The organism is Photobacterium sp. NCIMB 13483, from assembly GCF_003025475.1.
GTDB classification, from domain to species: domain Bacteria; phylum Pseudomonadota; class Gammaproteobacteria; order Enterobacterales; family Vibrionaceae; genus Photobacterium; species Photobacterium piscicola.
Window position 1 is genome coordinate 24,940 of sequence record NZ_PYLV01000024.1, and the last position, 19,856, is coordinate 44,795.

Below are 19,856 nucleotides of genomic sequence, written 5' to 3' on the forward strand. Positions count from 1 at the left end.
AATTATTCCATTAGCTTACGTTGCTTTTTAGGAACGTGAATAACGCCTGATTAGCGGCGCTTCCCACGGTGGAAATATGTTTGTAGCCAAGCGTCGATGCTTGGTCTGCGATTCGTCGACTTGGTACGAAAAGGTGGCAATTATAAAGCCAAGCCAAATCTTCAGTTGGAATTAATCCCGTTAAGTATATTAATTGTTCACTGCTTGTGACAACTAGAGCGTGAATTTGCTGTTGTTGCCACTGTTGAGCTAATCGTGTTGCATCGAGAGTCAGCCAGTTGCGTTGATAAGTTTCGCAATAACTGACTTGGGCCTGACGAGCGGTTAATGCTTGATAGATTAATTCGCGGCCACCATTGCCTCGTAAGATTAAGACTCGGCGTTGACGAATATTCGCAAGTTCAGGTAAGGCTAATAGTGCTTCACTATCATGCTGACCTTGTGGTGAACTCACGGGTTGCTGGCAGGCTTGTGCTAACGCTGCCGCGGTCTTATCGCCAACGGCTATATAATGCATGTTTTTTGGCCATTCTGCACCTTGTGATGTCAAGTAATCAGTCGCAAAGCGCACCGCATGATAGCTAACTGCGATGATGTAGTCACCTGGTTGCAGTTGTTGAATTTGTTCTATTAATTTATTTATATATTTTCCTTGCTGAACCTCAAGCAAAGGTTGAGCAATAGCGCTGATCGCCACTTGATTAAGTTGTGCGGCCAATTGATCGCATTCTGGTGCAGGACGGGTGATCAGCACGGTCATTAGGCGTTACCGTATAAGCGATCGAGGATCTCTTTAGCACCGTTAGCTAACAATTCATTCGCTAAGGTTAGACCTAATTGTTCTGCATTTTCAATTGGGCCGCTAATTTCAGCACGAACAATGACGCTACCATCAGGTTCTCCGACAAGTGCACGTAACCAAATTGTGTCGTCTTGTAATTCGGCATAGCTACCAATAGGCACTTGGCAACCACCTTGAAGGCGATTATTCATCGCTCGCTCACATAAAACGCGCGTTGCTGTTGGTTGATGATTGAGTGGTGCAAGCAGTTGGCGTACGCGTTGGTCATCCAAGCGACACTCAATACCTACTGCGCCTTGACCGACTGCAGGGAGGCTAGTTTCAGGGGCAATTTCACAGCGAATACGATCATTCATTTTCAGGCGTTTTAGGCCAGCAGTTGCTAAAATGATGGCGTCATATTGGCCTTCATCAAGCTTACGTAAACGAGTATTCACGTTACCGCGCAAATCGTTAACGATTAAATCGGGACGTTGAGATCGAAGCTGACACTGGCGGCGTAAGCTGGAGGTACCAACAATCGCACCTTGGGGTAAATCATCAATTGAATCGTAGTTGTTTGATACAAAAGCATCACGTGGATCTTCGCGCTTACAGATAGTCACTAAGCCAAGACCTTCGGGGAACTCCACGGGTACATCTTTCATTGAGTGCACCGCGATATCCGCGCGACCTTCTAGCATTGCGATTTCAAGTTCTTTGACAAAGAGGCCTTTACCCCCCACTTTTGCTAAAGGCGTATCTAAAATAATGTCGCCTTTTGTTACCATTGGTAATAGCTCAACAACGAGCCCAGGATGAGCTTGTTCTAGTTCAGCTTTGACAAATTCTGCTTGCCACATAGCTAATGGGCTTTTACGTGTCGCAATGCGAATCGGTTGAGTTGTCATCATAGTAAAGAGGGTCCGTTAACCAAGGTTATTATTTTTTCTGTCGAGTATCGTACCACTACCTAAGCATGGATGATAATTCGTGTATTGCGGTTCCTGATTCCAAGCGTTATTGTGTAGCTAATGGGACGAGAAAATGTGATATTTATCGCAATAAGTCGTTGCTCAGTTACTAATTACAGCTTCAGTATTGGTTGTTCGTTACTGAGACGATTTAACGTCTTACTATTATGGATGAATCATAGACAGTTGTTATTGGCCATGCATGGCATTATCTTTACCGTAGGTATTAAAAATGATACATTGATCACGTTTTTTTCTCATTTTGAATAAAATTTACGCTATTAATGTCAAACTGCGGGCCGCACTAACACTGCTAGCTCTTGGAAGAGTAATTTGCAAAATTATATCAAGACGCTAAAAGGTAGACTGGACTCACTGACTGAGCTTCGCATTGAACGTGCGCGGTTGGCCATGAGTGAACCGTCGGTACAGATTTTTGATCTGTTGCCTGTCTTATTACATTATAACCACCCAGCCTTGCCCGGGTATCTTGATCAACAAGTACCGCAGGGAATTGCGCATTTTGTCGCCACTGACGTGCAACAGCAATTTATTAATGATTGTGCACGCGCGACACTGATGCCCGTGGATCCGATCGTGGTTGCTGATGCTGACTGCCCAATTACCGGCCTTTATGCCATGGGTAGTACTTCTTCTATGGGGCAAAGTCTCACCAGCGATCTTGACATTTGGGTGTGCATTCCCACCTCATTAAACTGTCAAAGCCGAGAAGCACTCGACAGTAAATGTAGCTTGGTTTCTAAATGGGCGATGGAACAAGGGGTTGAAGCTAACTTCTTTTTGATCGACGAAAACCGTTTCCGCGACAATTTTTCTGAAGCCATGACAGGTGAAAACTGTGGCTCAAGTCAGCATTTATTACTTCTTGATGAATTCTACCGTTCTGCAGTATGTCTAGCAGGTTTACCTTTATTATGGTTTATGGTGCCACCAGAGATGGAAGAGTGCTATGACCAATATATCGATGATCTAGTTGCGAAAGGCTATATTGAGCGTGACCAATGGATTGATTTTGGTGGCTTGATGCGTATTCCTGCCGAAGAATATTTTGGTTCTAGTTTATGGCAGCTCTACAAAAGTATCGACTCGCCCTATAAATCGGTATTAAAAGCGATTTTGCTTGAAGCCTATTCATGGGAATACCCGCATACACAATTATTAAGCCTTGATGGTAAGCGCCGTTTCTTTGCCGAAGATCGCAGTGAATACTGTATGGATGCTTATTATTTGATGCTTGAAAAAGTGACCCGTTATTTAGAGCGTATTGATGATCATCGTCGACTCGATTTAGTTCGTCGCTGTTTCTATCTTAAAACCCATGAGAAATTAACCCGTAAACCGACGTCAGGTTCTGTGGAGTGGCGTCGACAGGCATTACAGCATTTAACCGAGCAATGGCAGTGGTCGACAGAGGTTGTTGCGGCGCTTGATAATCGCCGTAATTGGAAAGTCACCCAAGTTAAGCAAGCGCATAATGAATTACTTGATGCATTGATGCTCAGTTATCGAAATCTGATTCGTTTTGCTCGGCGCAATGATATTACTTCGGCGATTAGCCCTGAAGATATCAGTATTCTGGCGCGTAAATTATATGCTGCGTTTGAGGTTCTGCCTGGAAAAGTGACCTTATTAAATCCACAAATATCACCGGATTTACATGAGCCTGATCTGAGTTTTATTCAAGTTCCTGAAGGGCGAACCAATACTGCGGGTTGGTATTTATATAAGCAGCCGATAGAAGCGAAATATATTTTAGGCCAGCCATCATTAGAGCATAACCGCTACTTATCGAAATTAGTCGCGTGGAGCTATTTTAATGGTTTGTTAACAGAATCGACCCATTTGCACACCGTGGCACGTAATGCTGATATGGATTTGGACAAGTTGTATCAATTGGTGAGTGATATTCGAAATACCTTTCCAATTCGTCGTCCACATCCAGGTTTACAAGCATTATCAAGCCCGTGTGAGATTCGTCAATTAGGGTTGTTTGTTAATTTAGAAAATGACCCAACGACGGAACTGAAAAATCGATCGGTACGGTTTGATTTTAAAACCACTGATATTTTTAGTTATGGACCAGAACAGAAATGTTTAGTTGGCAGTGTTGATTTGGTCTACCGTAATTCGTGGAATGAAGTACGAACCCTAAATTTCAGTGGTAATTATGCGATGCTGGATGCGTTGAAAACCATGCTCGGTAAAATGCACCACGATGCGATTCCACCAGAAGCGATTGATGTGTTCTGCTATAGCAAACATATGCGGGGGTTAATTCGTAACGTGGTCTATCAATTGGTGGCTGAGTGTATTGAAATGCGCTTAAAACCCGTTGAAGAAGAAAAACGACGTCGTTTTAAAGCGGTGCATATGGCTGATGAAACCTATGGTTTGTTCTTTGAACGCCGTGGTGTTTCTGTACAGCGATTGGAAAATTCAGTCGATTTTTATAGCTGTATTTCATCGAATAAAGTCAGTGATATTCCTAAAGTGGTGATGGGTAAAACCGATGAGCCGCATCCACCGGAAATTGTTGATGCTTATGCCAGTGAAGGGTTGATTCAGTTCTTTTTTGAAGATTGTGAGCAAGGTTTTAATATCTACATTTTAGATGAAACCAATCAAATGGAAGTGTATCGCCAATGCAATGGCAATAAAGATGAGATGGTGCATGGTGTAAACCGTTTTTATACCTCATCGCAAGATCGTTTTAGTTATAGTGCTAATTTTATTAACTTTAATTTACCTCAGTTTTACGATATCGCACATAACGACAAAGGTGAGCTACAAGTATTGCCGTTTAAGAGTGGCCAAGTGTCTCGCCGTCAGGATAATACTGAATCGACAAATAATGGCATTAGCTTTAATTAATCTTATTGTTTGTACTGTATCGAAAAAAAAGCCTTCATTATTGAAGGCTTTTTTTATGGCTGTAATGCAACAAAAGCGTATTACCAAGTGACAGTCTCACCTGCATGTAAGCTGCATTCTTGTTTTAATAGCGCAAATAATTCGGTATTGCTACGAGTACAACGCCATTCATTACCGGTGTATTTAAAGTGGTAACCACCTGATTTTGAAGCTAACCATAGTTCGTGTAATGGTTCTTGGCGGTTAATCACAATTTGACTACGGTTGGCAAATTCAAGTGTAAGCACGTTGCCAGTGGTTTCTGGTTCAATATCAACACCGGATTCATCGATGCCTTCTTCGATCTGCATTAGAGCGAGATCGGCCAGTTGGTGGAATTCAGTATCATTCATCCTATTGCGTCCTATTGCTTTTCTTGTTCTTGGTGCGATTATAGAGGTCATTGGACGGATAATCACTGGCTTTGAATTATGCATAAAGGTTTATTAGCAATTTTGGTCTTAGGATCGTTAATTTTAGCTGGCTGTGGCCAAAGTGGCCCACTTTACATGCCAAAAGACGCACCACAACAACATCAGCCACAATAATAAGTTAGCTGCGATGGTGATTGCGTCGCAGTTTAATCGTCAACCAGACAGGGAAGGACAACATTGGATTATTTTAATTACCAGTCAGATGGGCAATTATGGGCGGAAGACGTCGCATTGGCCAAGTTAGCAACACAATATGGCACTCCGCTGTATGTGTACTCACGAGCAACGTTAGAACGCCATTGGCATGCCTTTGATCAAGCGGTTGCGACCCATCCACATTTGATTTGTTATGCGGTAAAAGCAAACTCTAACCTTGGGGTATTAAATGTCCTTGCACAGTTAGGTTCTGGGTTTGATATCGTGTCTTTGGGTGAGTTAGAACGTGTTTTAGCAGCGGGCGGCGATCCGGCTAAAGTGGTTTTTTCTGGCGTGGGTAAAACAGCGCAAGAAATGCAACGTGCACTTGAGCTGGGAATTAAATGTTTTAATGTTGAATCTGAGCCTGAATTAGATAGGTTAAACTATGTGGCGGGTCAATTAGGGAAAATTGCCCCGATCTCATTACGCATTAACCCAGATGTTGATGCTAATACTCATCCTTATATTTCAACGGGTTTGCGCGATAATAAATTTGGTATTGCGCGTGAACGTGCACTGGACGTTTACCAATTAGCGCACCAATTACCGTATCTTAATGTGGTCGGTATGGATTGCCATATAGGCTCTCAGTTGACGGAAGTGAAACCTTTTATTGATGCAACTGAACGGTTGTTAGCATTAGTTGATGAGTTAAAATTAGCTGGAATTGAGATTAAACATTTGGATCTCGGTGGTGGCTTAGGGGTGACATATAACGATGAACAACCCCCATTACCCGCAGAGTATGCGACCGCATTGTTATCTCGTTTGGCGGCTTATCCTGAACTTGAATTAATTTTTGAGCCAGGACGAGCGATTGCTGCAAATGCGGGTGTATTGCTGACCAAAGTGGAATTTTTAAAGCATACTGAATATAAAAACTTTGCCATTGTTGATGCGGCGATGAATGATTTAATTCGGCCGACATTATATTCCGCTTGGCAAGATATTGTGCCAGTGATCCCACGTCAGGGTGAGCGTCAGTGTTATGATTTAGTGGGGCCTATTTGTGAAACCGGTGATTTTATTGGTAAAGATCGTCATTTATGCTTAGCGCCAAATGACTTACTTGCGGTAAGGTCTGCGGGTGCTTATGGTTTCGTGATGGCATCTAATTATAATTCTCGCCCTCGTGTTGCTGAAGTGATGGTTGATGGTGAGCAAGTACATTTAGTGCGTGCTCGTGAAACGTTAGACCAACTTTGGCAGCATGAATATCTCGTTGAATGATTGTCGTCGCAACTGATGCTTAATAATTAAGGAACATCATGCAGATTAACTTCTCCAAAATGCATGGGCTCGGCAATGACTTTGTTGTTGTAGATTGTGTAACACAAAATGTATTTTTTTCACCGGATGCGATTCGCCGTTTAGCGGATCGTCATCGTGGGATCGGTTTTGACCAATTATTGGTGGTTGAACCGCCTTATGATCCTGAAACGGACTTTCATTACCGTATTTTTAATGCTGATGGTAGTGAAGTCGAACAATGTGGCAATGGCGCCCGTTGTTTTGCTCGCTTTGTTTCAATGAAAGGTTTAACCAACAAATACCATATTTCCGTGAGTACTAAAGCAGGAAAAATGATATTGAAGTTGGAAAGTGACGGCCAAGTTACGGTTAACATGGGCGCCCCTAATTTTGAACCCGCTAAAATTCCGATGCGAGCGAAACAGGCAGAAAAAACCTATTTATTGCGTGTTGGTGAACAAACGTTATTTTGTGGTGCTGTCAGCATGGGTAACCCACACTGTGTCACGATTGTCGATAGTGTGGCGACAGCTGCGGTTGAAAAGCTGGGGCCATTACTGGAATCTCATGAACGTTTCCCTGAGCGAGTGAACGCAGGTTTCATGGAAGTGATTGATCGCGGCACCGTGAAATTACGTGTTTATGAACGTGGTGCGGGTGAAACTCAGGCTTGTGGCAGTGGTGCTTGTGCCGCTGTTGCTGTTGGTCGTAGCCAAGGTTTACTCGATGAAAATGTTAAAGTCTGCTTACCGGGTGGTGATTTATATATTCGCTGGGCAGGTGAAGGCAAACCGTTATTTATGACCGGTCCCGTTGCCCATGTGTTTGATGGCCAATTTATTCAATAATGATCTTTAACGAGGGTCATTGTTATCAATGACACTCATGATCGAGGTTTATGTGAATACGCTTCCCCCAAGTTTTGAACAACCTCTGGCTCGTTTTTATGAATATTTGCGTAGTGAACGTGAACTGAGTTTGCACACGCAACAGAACTATAAACGTCAATTAACTTGTATTGCAGAACAATTGCTAGAGCTAGGGGTTGAAAACTGGCAGCAAGTTGATGCGGGCTGGGTGCGCCAAATAGCCAGTAAAGGTATGCGTAGTGGTCTTAAAGCCAGTAGTTTAGCAATGCGGTTGTCAGCTTTACGCAGTTTTTTTGATTATATGGTGCATCAGCAACTATTGCCGGCCAACCCAGCTAAAGGCGTGGCTGCACCACGCAAAGCACGTCCGTTACCCAAAAACCTTGATGTTGATGAAATGAATCAATTACTTGAGGTTAAGGATGACGATCCATTAGCGATTCGTGATCGCGCGATGATGGAATTAATGTATGGTGCCGGATTACGTTTATCGGAATTGGTTAATTTGAATGTCCGTGATATTAGCTTAACTAAAGGTGATTTGCGGGTTATTGGTAAAGGCGATAAAGAACGGGTTGTGCCTTTTTCAGGTTTGGCGCGTGAGTGGGTAGCGAATTGGCTCAAGTTGCGTGACAATATTGCCCACGCTGATGAAACTGGGTTATTTGTGTCTAAACTCGGCCATCGCATTTCAAACCGTAATGTACAAAAAAGAATGGCAGAATGGGGCCAGAAACAGGCCGTATCCAGTCATATTAATCCGCATAAATTACGCCATAGTTTTGCAACCCACATGTTGGAATCTAGTGGTGATTTACGTGCTGTACAAGAGTTATTGGGTCATGCAAACTTGACCACCACTCAAATTTATACCCATCTTGATTTTCAGCATTTAGCCAAAGTCTATGATGCTGCTCACCCACGCGCGAAACGCCGTTAGTGTTTTATCGCGTGTTCACTCTCAGGAACTCCCATGCAGTTTTATCGTCAGTTAGGCCAGATTAACGCCCTTACTTTTGATCTTGATGACACCTTGTATGATAACCATCCGGTGATCGTGCGTGCAGAACAAGCGATGTTTGATTGGTTAGCACAGCTATTACCCGCGTCAATGGTGATCAGCCGTGATGATTGGCAACGCTTAAAACAACAACTTGCTGCGGTTGATTCTAGTTTGAGTCATGATGTCAGTGCGTGGCGTTATGAAGCGTTAAAAATTAACTTTATGCAGTTGGGATGGCGGCTTAAAGATGCTGAATTAGCGGCCCGCCAAGGGTTAGATTTGGTGCTAGTTGAGCGCAACAAAGTTGATGTTCCCGCTGAAACTCACCGTGTGTTGGCATTGTTGAGTACTAAAGTTCCGTTGGTCGGGATCACTAATGGTAATGTCGATCCGCAACAGATTGGTTTGTCCGATTATTTTAGTGCTATTTACCAAGCAGGACGCGATGGGTTAGCTAAGCCGAAAGCTGATTTATTTACCTGTGCGATTAATCATTTAAATATTCCGGCTGAGCAAATTTTGCATGTTGGTGATCATTTGCATACAGATGTTTTTGGTGCCAAACAACAGGGTTTACAAGCTTGTTGGTATAACGACCAGTCGCGAGTATTAACGTCGACCCCGAGTAATTGTTTACCTGATATTGAAATTAGTGCGCTTGCTGAGTTATTACCATTAGTCGGCTTAACGACAGAGTAAATGTCCACGATTTAGCACCCAGCGCGATTAGCCTTGTTGGGTGCTTAGCCGTTTACGGTATGATATTGCTATTTCGATAATGCTGACTTATCCAGTGATCGACTGAGAGTTTACCTGCGCCCCAGAATATAGTAACTAATAACATCATTCCCCATAATTGGTGATCATAAAACCCTTGCGGCCATAAAGCAGGGTATGACACTACCGCAATAATATTAAAGCCAAATAATAGTATGGCCATCGGCCGTGCGAATAGTCCAAGCACTAAAAAAATTGGCACTATTAATTCAATCGCTGTTCCACTATAGGCCGCCCATTGCCAAGGTAAGACAGGCACCTGATATTCGTATTCAAATAAATACAGGGTGCTATCCCAACTACCATATTTGATCAGTCCTGATTTAAAGAACGCAATGGCAACCCAAACGCGACTAAAAAGTAACAGTAATGGTTGCAGCGGTTGTACGAGTTGTTGAAAAAAAGTGTCGATGGTACGAATAAAATTAATCATCACTATTAACCTTACGAATATCGTCAATTAAGTGGTGGTGTAATAACTGTGGTAGTAGATCTAATTGCGTTGTTGTTAACGCAGCAATTGGACGTTGCTGCTGACAATCAGTGACTAAAGTGACTAATTCTGGCGTGACATGCTGCTGCCAAATTTGCCATTGGTAATGTTGTATCAGGGCGGTTTGCGGCTGATTAATATCCAGCGTTGCTAATAATTGGTGTTGATCTGAATGCGGATGGTTAACGATTTCCCACAGTGACACCACCGCATATTGGCTGCTAAAGGTGTCGGTTGAGGTTGGAATATGAAAATAATATTGCTGTGAAGTAATAGAATTGGCTTGATGTTCAAGTTGACGTAATTTTTGCAGTGGTAAGTTGCCAGCGTGGCAAGCTAAACGGCTGACACAATCGCGTTGCCATTCTAGCCGTGCGAGATCAACTAAATAAGGCAGAGTGGAAACCAATGTTGGTTGAGCGGCGATAGTATCGCTAAAGTGAGCACCATAAATAGTGACATCCCCTTGTGATAACGGATGATTAAGTATGTGCTGTCGCGCGAGGTGGTTGAAACAATCATCACCAACCATGGCGCTAACGGTAGCATAGACAGCTGCCAGAACATCGGTTAAGCCAATAATAAAATTATTACAGTACAGTTGTAGTCGTTGCTCTGCACTGAAATGGTCATTGACGATAGTGGTGGTTAAATCATGCGGTTGATAATGCAATGCCGCCGCAAACTGATGTTGTAATTGCTGCAAATTAGGCGTGGTTGCAGATGATGGCATTGGCTAACTCCTTATCGATAATGGCTTGAGCCTTATCGGCTTCAGCCAATAATATTGCCAAGGGTGGAATATCTGCATCCCATTCAATTAATGTTGGCGTCTCACTACCATGACAGTGAACCCACTGTTGATATAAGAGCCACACTTCATCACTGATGGGTTGGCTATGCGTATCAATCCAGATTTCACCTTGAGGCAGTTGTTTACGAATAAAGCCCGCAAGATGTATCTCTTGCACTACTGCAGGATTAATAGCCGCTAAATAAGTTTGGCAATCAAAACCATGGTTAAAACTGCTGACATAAATATTGTTTAAATCTAATAACAACCCACAGTCTGTTCGTTGTTGCACGGCCATTAAAAATTCCCACTCTGGAATGGTTGAGTGTTGAAACTGTAAATAGCTTGATGGGTTTTCAATTAACATTGGCCGTTGAAGTACATCTTGAACTTGAATCACTTTATCGCAAAAATTATTGAGGGCTTCTTCGGTATAAGGTAATGGTAAGAGATCATTAAAATAGTGACCATCAACTGAACTCCAACTGAGATGATCTGAAATTAAGAACGGCTCTGTTTCAGTAACTAATTGTTTGAGTTGTTGTAAATGATGAACATTAAGTGGATCGGCGGATCCTAATGACAGCCCAATACCATGACAGCTAATCGGATAATGAGGCTGTAATTGGCGTAGTTGTTGGCGTGCTAATGAATGGGGGTTGAAATAGTTTTCACTGTGGATTTCCAGCCAGCCCAGTTGTGGCCGTTGAGTGATCATTTCAATAATATGAGGTGAGCGTAAGCCCACCCCAATTGATTGCTGGGATGAAAAGTCCACCAAGTTATGCTTCCTCAGTTGATCCGCCATGGAGGCGATCACATAACCCTTTTGGAACGACCACAAACGCATCTTTCTGAGCATCTTCTTTAGCCGAGCCTGCGCAAGAGCTGGTTTTAGTAGCGCAGTCATTTTTACCCGCTTTACTGACGCCATAACATTTTTCTTTAGCCATTTTTTTGCCCATTTCGTCAGCGACGGCGGTTGTTGAAGCTAATGTTCCTGCTAACGCAATTAATCCAGTCATTGCTGATGCTAAGGCTATATTGGTCTTTTTCATGATAGTTCCTTGATTATGATTGAGTGTTGGTTTGCTACGCGTTGGTATTTTTTTAATGGCGTTAATGCGCCTTCAGAATAATAGACAGGGTAACCACGATATTTATTACACTGGAATGTTAATTATTTTAGTGTTGATGTTGTTTTTATGTTTCTGGTTTTTGCGAAAATCGATACAAAGATATCGAAGCAATCTTTATCGGGGCTGGTATAATCGTCACCATTGTATAAATAACCAGTAGATAGCGATGGACGTTTCACTTCTATTAGATGGCCTCAATGACAAACAACGCGAGGCGGTGGCTGCGCCGTTGGGTAATCACCTAGTATTGGCGGGAGCAGGTAGCGGTAAAACCCGTGTGCTAGTGCATCGCATTGCTTGGTTGTTGGCGGTTGAACAAGCATCACCGTACTCGATTATGTCGGTCACGTTTACTAATAAAGCGGCCGCAGAAATGCGGGGTCGAATTAATGAATTAATGCACGGCTCAAGTGCAGGCATGTGGAATGGCACCTTCCATGGTTTATGTCATCGCATGTTACGCGCCCACTATTTGGATGCGCGCCTACCTGAAGATTTTAATATTCTTGATTCTGATGATCAGATGCGGTTATTACGCCGCTTGATTAAAGCGCAGAATTTAGATGAAAAGCATTGGCCTGCCCGTCAAGGTGCGTGGTATATCAACGGCAAGAAAGATGAAGGTTTACGCCCGCAGCACGTTGAAACCTATAATGATCCAGTTGAGCAAACGTGGTTACGCATCTATACCGCTTACCAAGAAGCCTGTGATCGTGCGGGGATGGTTGATTTTGCCGAGTTATTACTGCGCTCGTTTGAGTTATTACGCGATAACAAACATATTCGTGAACATTACCAAGCACGCTTTAAACATATTTTGGTGGATGAGTTTCAAGACACCAACAATATTCAATTTGCATGGCTACGGTTAATGGCGGGTCCTGATTGTCATGTGATGATCGTCGGTGATGATGACCAATCTATTTATGGTTGGCGTGGCGCACAAGTTGAAAATATTCAGCGTTTTTTAAATGATTTTAATAACGCATCCTCAATATTTTTAGAACAGAACTACCGCTCGACTGCCAATATTCTTAATGCTGCCAATGAATTAATTGCCAATAATACTGCTCGTATGGGTAAGAATTTATGGACTGAAGATGGCGATGGCGAGCCAATTTCTTTGTATTCTGCTTTTAATGAACTCGATGAAGCCCGCTTTGCTGTTGGTAAAATTAAAGAGTGGCGTGAACAAGGGGGAAGCCTCAGTGATACCGCCTTCTTATACCGCAGTAATGCGCAATCGCGAGTATTAGAAGAAGCCTTAATTCAAGCGGGCATGCCATACCGTATTTATGGCGGCATGCGCTTCTTTGAACGCCAAGAAATTAAAGATGCGTTGTCTTATTTGCGTTTAATTGCTAACCGTAATGATGATGCTTCGTTTGAGCGGGTGGTTAATACACCGACGCGTGGTTTGGGTGATCGCACTTTAGAGACGATTCGTTTAGCAGCACGTGATCGCGGTTTAACCATGTGGCAATCAAGTCTAGCGCTATTAGATGAAAAAGTGCTAGCGGGACGCGCGGCGAATGCATTACAGCGTTTTATCGAATTAATTAATGCCTTAGAAGACGATACCGCTGAATTGCCAATGTACCAACAGACGGATGATGTCATTCGTCACTCTGGTTTGCGGGCAATGTATGAGCAAGAAAAAGGCGAAAAAGCGCAAGCACGAATTGAGAACTTAGAAGAATTAGTCACTGCAACCCGTCAGTTTGAAATTCCAGAAGAAGCCGCTGAAATGAGTCCATTATCTGCTTTCTTAGCCCATGCGGCTTTAGAGGCGGGTGACGGTCAAGCGGATGCCTTTGAAGATGCGGTGCAATTGATGACCATGCACAGTGCTAAAGGTCTAGAATTTCCGATTGTCTTTATGGTGGGGGTTGAAGAAGGGATGTTCCCAAGCTCACGTACCATTGAAGAAGCGGATCGGTTAGAAGAAGAACGTCGCTTGTGTTATGTCGGCATGACACGAGCAATGAAGAAACTGTATATCACTTATGCTGAAATGCGCCGCTTATATGGTAAAGATAACTTCCATAAACCGTCGCGTTTTATTCGTGAAATTCCTGAGCAATATGTTGAGGAAGTACGAATGAAGGCGCAGGTATCACGTCCGGTTAGCAGTGGCCGTTTTAGCCAAACTCAAGTGAATAATAATTTCAATGAGACCGGTTTTAGTCTAGGACAGCGGGTGCAGCATGCTAAATTTGGTGAAGGCACAATCATTAACTTTGAAGGTAGTGGCGCCCAAAGTCGAGTTCAAGTCGCCTTTAATGGTGAAGGGATTAAGTGGCTAGTGACCCAATACGCGAAGTTAACCGCCCTATAATATCTTTAGAATAAATAAGCCCGCCAGTGATGACCTATATGGTTAATCATTGGCGGGCTTTTTTATGTGTTGAGGTTGCTATTGAGCGATGACCTTACCTTCGCGACGCGGATCAGCGGCACCAATTAACTGTTTTGGCGCAATACTGATCGCTTGAATACCCGAGTTAAGATCTTTGACTGCGGTTTTATAACCTAATTGTTCAAACTTAGGCGCCCATGCTGCGGCTGAGGTATTTTGCTCAAGCTCAAAGGGACCAAAGCGATTATTGATGTTAGGTAAGTTAATGGCTTGCTGTAAATCCATTCCCCAATCAATGTAAGCCACTAAGGTTTTAGCAATATAACCAATAATTTGACTGCCGCCAGGTGAGCCAATGGCTAACACCGGTTGATTATTATGCATCACAATTGTCGGTGCCATTGACGAGCGTGGTCTTTTGCCCGGTTCAATTCGATTTGCTATCGGTTGACCATCAATGTGGCTGCGAAATGAAAAGTCGGTTAATTCATTATTAAGTAAGAAGCCACCGACCATTAACCGTGAACCAAAACTGTTTTCAATGGTAGAGGTCATAGAGACCACATTTCCTTGGCGGTCGACTATCGCAAAATGGGTGGTTGACGGTAATTCAATGGCTTCATCGGTCGTTTGAAGGTTGGCATGATCCCATGGTGGTGATCCTGCATCGACGGTGGTTAATTTTTTATTAGTGGCTAACAATTGTGCCCGCTGATGAATGTAAGCCGCATCAAGTAAGCCTTTGGTTGGCATCGGTACATAATCACTGTCGGCCATATAACGGCCGCGATCAGCAAACGCTAATCGAGATGCATCACCAATTAAGCGCCAACTATTAATATCCTTAGCGCCCATTTTAGCTAATGGGTAATGATTGAGCATCGCCATTATTTGGCCAAGCGTTAATGCGCCAGAACTGGGTGGTCCCATACCACAAATTTGATATTGGTGATAAGGCGCGCAGATTGGTGCCCGTTGTTTAACCTTATAACTGGCTAAATCAATGCTACTGAGGACACCGGGATTACCAACGGCATTTTGGACGGTATTAACAATTTCGCGTGCAATGTCGCCTTGATAAAATGCTTTTGGGCCATAATCAGCAATTTTACGCAGGGTATCGGCATAAGGTTGATTAATTAATTTTTGGCCCGCTTGAATCGGTTGACCTTGGGGATCAAAAAAATAATTTTTAGTGACAGGCCAGCGTTGCAAGTGTGTGGCATCTTTCGCGACTAATGCAGCTAAACGAGGGCTAACAATAAAGCCATTTTTAGCCAGTTTGATGGCCGGTTGAAACAGTTGTTTCCACTTTAATTTTCCGTATTGGTGATGACTATTCCACAATAATTTTATCGTACCAGGTGTACCGACAGATCGGCCCCCGACAACCGCGTCATAAAATGCTAAGGGCTGCCCATTTTTGTCCTGAAATAAGCGTGGCGTGACCGCAAACGGTGCGGTTTCACGACCATCAAAGGTCGTCATTTGGTGGTTGTCGTTATCCCAATACACTAAAAAACCACCGCCACCAATACCGGATGATTGTGGTTCAACCAAGCCTAAAACTAATTGGGTGGCAACCATCGCATCAATGGCATTTCCTCCTCGACGCAACATTGCCGCTCCAGCTTCACTGGCATAGTGATTCGCACTAGCAATCATCCATTGTTTACCTTGGACTAATTGTGATGGCTGTTGAGCGACGCTGGTTTCAGGAATGATGTTATCACTCAGCTGTTGCGCAGAAACGGTAAAGATCGGAACTGCGCAACTGCACATGGTGGCAAAACGTAATAGTGTTGACGTGATTTTGAGCATAACAGATCCTTGTAATCAGCAACGCAAAAGAGGGGGGACGCTATGTAGTCTTTTAATGTGATTAATGATGGCAGAAAAACCCCCGTATATCTCATTATTTTTAAAAATTATTAGTGATATTTTAATTAAAGATGTCGGTTTTAATGAATTACAGCCGTTGTTATGACTGTAACTAAATAAATACCCAAGATAACTTAAGTAATAAACCGTTAAATGTTGAGGTTAATGTAACCGTTGTTGAATAACTGACCGATGACAAATAAGTAAATGAGTAAATAGTGATGGTTTTATTTTCTTATTAATTATCTAGTTAATTAATATATTGATAGCGGTAGTCGAAAAAGTAGAACAAGAGAATACGCTAAAATGGATAAAATTAGCAGCAACTAAGGATTGAGGCCGAAAAGGGTATTGATAACGGTTAGTGTGCTGCTGTTTTCGGTGTGGTTATATAGCTGGGCTCTCGCTGAATATGTGTTTTTAGTATGAGAGTGTGATCAGCAAAGCGAGGGGCTAACTCGCATCTACTACTCATTTAGGTATAGAATGGCAGCCCTGTTTAGCGAAGAGTCTTACCATGTCTGTTGTTGTTCCTTTGCCCGTGACGCCATCATTATTATCTAGCCAAGAAATTTTGCAGGATGTGTTTGGCTATCAAGAATTTAGGCAAGGCCAACAAGCAGTGATTGAAGCGATCACTGCGGGTAATGACTGTTTGGTGATTATGCCCACTGGTGGCGGTAAATCTCTGTGCTATCAAATTCCGGCGTTAATGCTGTCGGGATTAACCTTGGTGATCTCACCGCTAATTTCGTTAATGAAAGATCAAGTCGACCAATTGAATGCCAATGGTGTCAGTGCTGGTTGTATTCACTCAGCAATGTCGCGTGAAGAGATTCAAGCGACGTTTGATGCGATGCAAAATGGCGAGTTGCAATTAGTTTATGCTTCACCTGAACGGGTGTTAATGCGGGATTTTATTGAACGGTTGCAGCAACTGGATTTAACGATGGTGGCAGTGGATGAGGCCCACTGTGTTTCTCAATGGGGACATGATTTTCGACCAGAATATGCAGCATTAGGGCTACTAAAACAGCAATTTTCACCGTTGCCTGTGATGGCGTTAACGGCGACGGCTGATGACGCAACACGACAAGACATTATTAGTCGCTTGGGGTTAACCGATCCTCATTGTTATTTAGGCAGTTTTGATCGACCTAATATTCGCTATACCCTCTGGGAAAAACATAAACCGTTAACGCAATTAAGCCGCTATTTGGCGACGGTGCGCGGTCAGTGCGGGATTATTTATTGTAATAGCCGCAAGAAAGTGGAACAGATTAGCGAAAAATTGTGTGAAAGTGGCATTCGTGCCGCGGCGTATCATGCGGGCATGGAGTATCAACAACGCAGCGCTGTTCAAGAGGCTTTTCAGCGAGATGATATTCACGTGGTTGTGGCGACGGTCGCATTTGGGATGGGAATTAATAAACCCAATGTGCGGTTTGTGGTCCATTTTGATATTCCGCGCAACATTGAATCGTATTATCAAGAAACAGGACGAGCAGGACGCGATGGTTTACCTGCTGAAGCGCTGCTGCTTTATGATCCAGCCGATTTAGCGTGGTTACGCCGTTGTGTTGATGAAAAACCTCATGATGCACAGCGTGAGGTGGAATTACATAAATTACATGCGATGGGAGCTTTTGCTCAAGCGCAAAGTTGTCGTCGCCAAGTGTTATTACATTATTTTGGCGAAGATCAACGTCAACCTTGTGGGAACTGCGATGTGTGCCTTGATCCCCCGCAACAATTTGATGCCGTTGAAGCCGCTCAAAAAGCCTTATCCTGTGTATACCGTGTGAATCAGAATTTTGGTATTACCTATGTTATTGATGTTTTACGAGGTATGCAAAATCAACGTATTCGTGAATATGGCCATGATAAATTAACCACTTATGGTATTGGACGTGACTATAGCCATGAATATTGGGTGAGTATTTTACGCCAATTAATTCATCGCGGGTTTTTAACTCAAAATATTAGCCGCAATTCGGTGTTACAACTCACCGAGCAAGCGCGACCATTATTACGTGCTGAAATGGCGTTATCATTGGCGGTGCCACGGCTTGATACTGCGGTTCGTAGCAGTAAAGTAGATCGAATGGCCAATCGTCAGTATGACAAAAAATTATTTGCCAAGTTACGTAAGTTACGCAAAGCCATTGCTGATGAGGAAGATATTCCACCTTATGTGGTCTTTAATGATGCCAGTTTAATGGAAATGGCAGAACGATTACCCAGTTCAAAAGGTGAATTTTTAGCTATTAATGGGGTTGGCCAGCGTAAGTTAGAAAAATTTGGCATCGTATTTTTACAATTGATTGGTGATCATTTAATGGCGGTCGATGAACATAACTAATGGAAGCTAATAATGGATTATGATTTTAGTCAAACGGAAATAAATATTGAGCAAGGCACGTTAGCGATAACGCTTCCTTTGTTTGAGTTTGATAATTTTCCAGCGGTCGCTAAGGTATTGTTGCAGCGCCTAGATGCAATATTAATAGAGCAAGAGCCAAGTGCCGACCTTCAACAATGGCTAATTGATGTTGAAGGCTGCCAGTTATTACTTAAAGCTGAATATTACAGTGCATCGATGTGGTTGGAGTTACTGACCTTAAATGACATTGAGCATTTAATTTTTATTCAACAGTTATTGTCTCACTACTAGGCAAATAAATGCTGTGCTGTATAATCGCCGCCCTGGTGTTGCTAGTGGTTACCACTGGCAATGAAAATGTTTGGGTTCCCTCCCCCCAATGACAAAAAGGTCTTTCATGACTGCTTTATCCAAATCCAACGCAACAACATCTAATGTAACAACAACTGTTTTTTCTGCAGCCCAACAGCACAAGGCATTATCATATTTGGTTGCGTTTCATTTGTTAGTGATCGCCTCCAGTAATTATTTAGTCCAATTACCGTTTACTATTTTTGGTTATCACACCACTTGGGGTGCGTTTACCTTTCCGTTTATTTTTCTCGCGACTGACCTGACGGTACGCATTTTTGGTGCTGGTATGGCACGAAAAATTATTTGGCGGGTAATGGCGCCAGCACTAATTGTGTCGTATGTGTTATCTGTGCTTTTTTTTCAAGGCCAATATCAAGGCTTTGCTCATTTGGCCGAATTCAATCTTTTTGTTGCCCGTATTGCGATCGCGAGTTTTATGGCGTACCTATTAGGGCAAATATTGGATGTGTCGGTGTTTAATCGCCTGCGCCAAATGAAACAATGGTGGATCGCACCGACAGCGTCGACCATTATAGGTAATGCGCTTGATACACTCGCTTTTTTCAGTATTGCGTTTTATCACAGCCCAGATGCATTTATGGCTCAAAATTGGACTGAAATTGCGCTGGTGGATTACAGCTTTAAATTAATTATTAGTTTGGGGTTATTTGTACCTTTATATGGGGTACTGCTTAATTATTTAATTAATAAGCTAACCACATTAAAACAATCATCACTGCCGAATACGGCAAGCGTGATTAAATAGCGATGATTGATTTGTAGAATAAAGAATAAATCGGCTGCGGCCGATTTTTTTTACGTTTTTTATAGCTGGCTTGGGGGAGTATTAGCCTGTGGACGTGGACTGGGTATTGCTCAAAAATTATTAGAAGCCCAAGAAGCATGGGTAGTGGCACAATCACAATATACGGTGATTAACGTTAAATCACGTAACTGTTTTCCAGCGATGTTACGGCTATTGTTTAGAAATGGCTATGCTATTGAAAATATGGAAAAGAAAGGGCAATTATGTGATTATCGATTATGTTTTACCAAGAAGGTTAACTAACAGTTTTTATTCCAAATGAAAATTATTCTCAATTAAGTATTGCAACTTAGTTGAGAATGGTTATTATTAACGGGCTTTCAAACAACAGAGAAACCCCTTTTTCTGTTGCTTGGGCACGACATTGCTCACATTGCTTCCAGTGTACTTCAGCTTGGTAATGGTGCTTA

The 19,856-nt window shown here is 42.8% G+C and carries 19 protein-coding genes; 11 read left to right on the forward strand and 8 right to left on the reverse strand.

The features are described from left to right. Positions 1 to 10 precede the first annotated feature (10 nt). Positions 11 to 760, reverse strand: coding sequence for a uroporphyrinogen-III synthase (locus C9I86_RS16105; RefSeq protein WP_080158831.1), 750 nt, complete (start codon positions 758 to 760; stop codon positions 11 to 13). Beyond that, positions 760 to 1,692, reverse strand: coding sequence for a hydroxymethylbilane synthase (hemC, locus tag C9I86_RS16110; RefSeq protein ID WP_107276937.1), 933 nt, complete (start codon positions 1,690 to 1,692; stop codon positions 760 to 762). The genes C9I86_RS16105 and hemC overlap by 1 nt, the downstream gene beginning before the upstream one ends. Before the next feature lie 396 nt (positions 1,693 to 2,088). Between hemC and C9I86_RS16115 the strand changes: the two genes are divergently transcribed. Beyond that, entirely contained in the window at positions 2,089 to 4,647 is a 2,559-nt protein-coding gene (locus C9I86_RS16115) for a class I adenylate cyclase (protein WP_080158832.1), read from the forward strand. Between the two features lie 80 nt (positions 4,648 to 4,727). On the opposite strand, the gene cyaY is transcribed toward C9I86_RS16115, so the two are convergent. Continuing rightward, positions 4,728 to 5,039, reverse strand: a complete 312-nt coding sequence (gene cyaY, locus C9I86_RS16120; protein WP_080158833.1) for an iron donor protein CyaY — start codon at positions 5,037 to 5,039, stop codon at positions 4,728 to 4,730. Between the two features lie 78 nt (positions 5,040 to 5,117). On the opposite strand from cyaY, the gene C9I86_RS16125 reads away from it, so the two are divergent. From C9I86_RS16125 to yigB, 5 genes are all read left to right on the forward strand, one after another. Beyond that, positions 5,118 to 5,234, forward strand: a complete 117-nt coding sequence (locus C9I86_RS16125) for a lipoprotein (RefSeq protein ID WP_080158834.1) — start codon at positions 5,118 to 5,120, stop codon at positions 5,232 to 5,234. A gap of 63 nt (positions 5,235 to 5,297) precedes the next feature. Continuing rightward, positions 5,298 to 6,548 carry a diaminopimelate decarboxylase gene (gene lysA / locus C9I86_RS16130; RefSeq protein WP_080158835.1) on the forward strand — a complete coding sequence of 417 codons (1,251 nt, stop codon included), beginning with the start codon at positions 5,298 to 5,300 and terminating at the stop codon, positions 6,546 to 6,548. A gap of 38 nt (positions 6,549 to 6,586) precedes the next feature. Further along, entirely contained in the window at positions 6,587 to 7,417 is an 831-nt protein-coding gene (dapF, locus tag C9I86_RS16135) for a diaminopimelate epimerase (RefSeq protein WP_080158836.1), read from the forward strand. A 52-nt stretch (positions 7,418 to 7,469) separates the two neighbouring features. Beyond that, the gene (gene xerC, locus C9I86_RS16140) at positions 7,470 to 8,378 is read left to right on the forward strand and encodes a tyrosine recombinase XerC (protein WP_369926031.1); all 909 of its coding nucleotides are present in this window, start codon (positions 7,470 to 7,472) and stop codon (positions 8,376 to 8,378) included. Positions 8,379 to 8,411: 33 nt separating this feature from the next. Beyond that, positions 8,412 to 9,140: a 5-amino-6-(5-phospho-D-ribitylamino)uracil phosphatase YigB gene (yigB, locus tag C9I86_RS16145; RefSeq protein WP_107276924.1), complete on the forward strand. Its 729-nt coding sequence runs from the start codon at positions 8,412 to 8,414 to the stop codon at positions 9,138 to 9,140. Between the two features lie 52 nt (positions 9,141 to 9,192). On the opposite strand, the gene C9I86_RS16150 is transcribed toward yigB, so the two are convergent. From C9I86_RS16150 to C9I86_RS16165, 4 genes are read right to left on the reverse strand one after another with little or no spacing between them, the layout of a single operon-like run. Continuing rightward, positions 9,193 to 9,651 (reverse strand): DoxX family protein, encoded by a 459-nt coding sequence (locus tag C9I86_RS16150; RefSeq protein ID WP_080158839.1) that lies wholly within the window; start codon positions 9,649 to 9,651, stop codon positions 9,193 to 9,195. Beyond that, positions 9,644 to 10,444, reverse strand: coding sequence for a DNA-binding domain-containing protein (locus tag C9I86_RS16155; RefSeq protein WP_107276925.1), 801 nt, complete (start codon positions 10,442 to 10,444; stop codon positions 9,644 to 9,646). The genes C9I86_RS16150 and C9I86_RS16155 overlap by 8 nt, the downstream gene beginning before the upstream one ends. Then, positions 10,419 to 11,312 carry a DUF692 domain-containing protein gene (locus C9I86_RS16160; protein ID WP_107276926.1) on the reverse strand — a complete coding sequence of 298 codons (894 nt, stop codon included), beginning with the start codon at positions 11,310 to 11,312 and terminating at the stop codon, positions 10,419 to 10,421. The genes C9I86_RS16155 and C9I86_RS16160 overlap by 26 nt, the downstream gene beginning before the upstream one ends. Continuing rightward, a complete protein-coding gene (locus C9I86_RS16165) occupies positions 11,287 to 11,562 on the reverse strand; it encodes a DUF2282 domain-containing protein (protein ID WP_080158842.1) in 276 nt (91 codons plus the stop codon). Before C9I86_RS16165 ends, C9I86_RS16160 begins: the two co-directional genes overlap by 26 nt. 247 nt (positions 11,563 to 11,809) lie before the next feature. Here C9I86_RS16165 and uvrD point away from each other — a divergent pair, with 247 nt between their 5' ends. Beyond that, positions 11,810 to 13,981, forward strand: a complete 2,172-nt coding sequence (gene uvrD, locus C9I86_RS16170; protein WP_080158843.1) for a DNA helicase II — start codon at positions 11,810 to 11,812, stop codon at positions 13,979 to 13,981. Between the two features lie 78 nt (positions 13,982 to 14,059). Here the strand turns inward: uvrD and ggt are convergent, their stop codons facing one another. After that, positions 14,060 to 15,784 (reverse strand): gamma-glutamyltransferase, encoded by a 1,725-nt coding sequence (gene ggt / locus C9I86_RS16175; protein WP_158258958.1) that lies wholly within the window; start codon positions 15,782 to 15,784, stop codon positions 14,060 to 14,062. Positions 15,785 to 16,400: 616 nt separating this feature from the next. Between ggt and recQ the strand changes: the two genes are divergently transcribed. The 4 genes from recQ to C9I86_RS16195 all read left to right on the forward strand — a co-directional run bounded on the left by recQ (position 16,401) and on the right by C9I86_RS16195 (position 19,689). Next, positions 16,401 to 18,245: an ATP-dependent DNA helicase RecQ gene (recQ, locus tag C9I86_RS16180; protein ID WP_080158845.1), complete on the forward strand. Its 1,845-nt coding sequence runs from the start codon at positions 16,401 to 16,403 to the stop codon at positions 18,243 to 18,245. 12 nt (positions 18,246 to 18,257) lie between these two features. After that, complete coding sequence (locus C9I86_RS16185; protein WP_080158846.1) at positions 18,258 to 18,557, forward strand: DUF3630 family protein; 300 nt, start codon at positions 18,258 to 18,260, stop codon at positions 18,555 to 18,557. 106 nt (positions 18,558 to 18,663) lie between these two features. Beyond that, positions 18,664 to 19,386 carry a 7-cyano-7-deazaguanine/7-aminomethyl-7-deazaguanine transporter gene (locus C9I86_RS16190; RefSeq protein ID WP_080158847.1) on the forward strand — a complete coding sequence of 241 codons (723 nt, stop codon included), beginning with the start codon at positions 18,664 to 18,666 and terminating at the stop codon, positions 19,384 to 19,386. Positions 19,387 to 19,392: 6 nt separating this feature from the next. Continuing rightward, positions 19,393 to 19,689, forward strand: a complete 297-nt coding sequence (locus C9I86_RS16195) for a hypothetical protein (protein WP_107276927.1) — start codon at positions 19,393 to 19,395, stop codon at positions 19,687 to 19,689. Positions 19,690 to 19,856 lie beyond the last annotated feature (167 nt).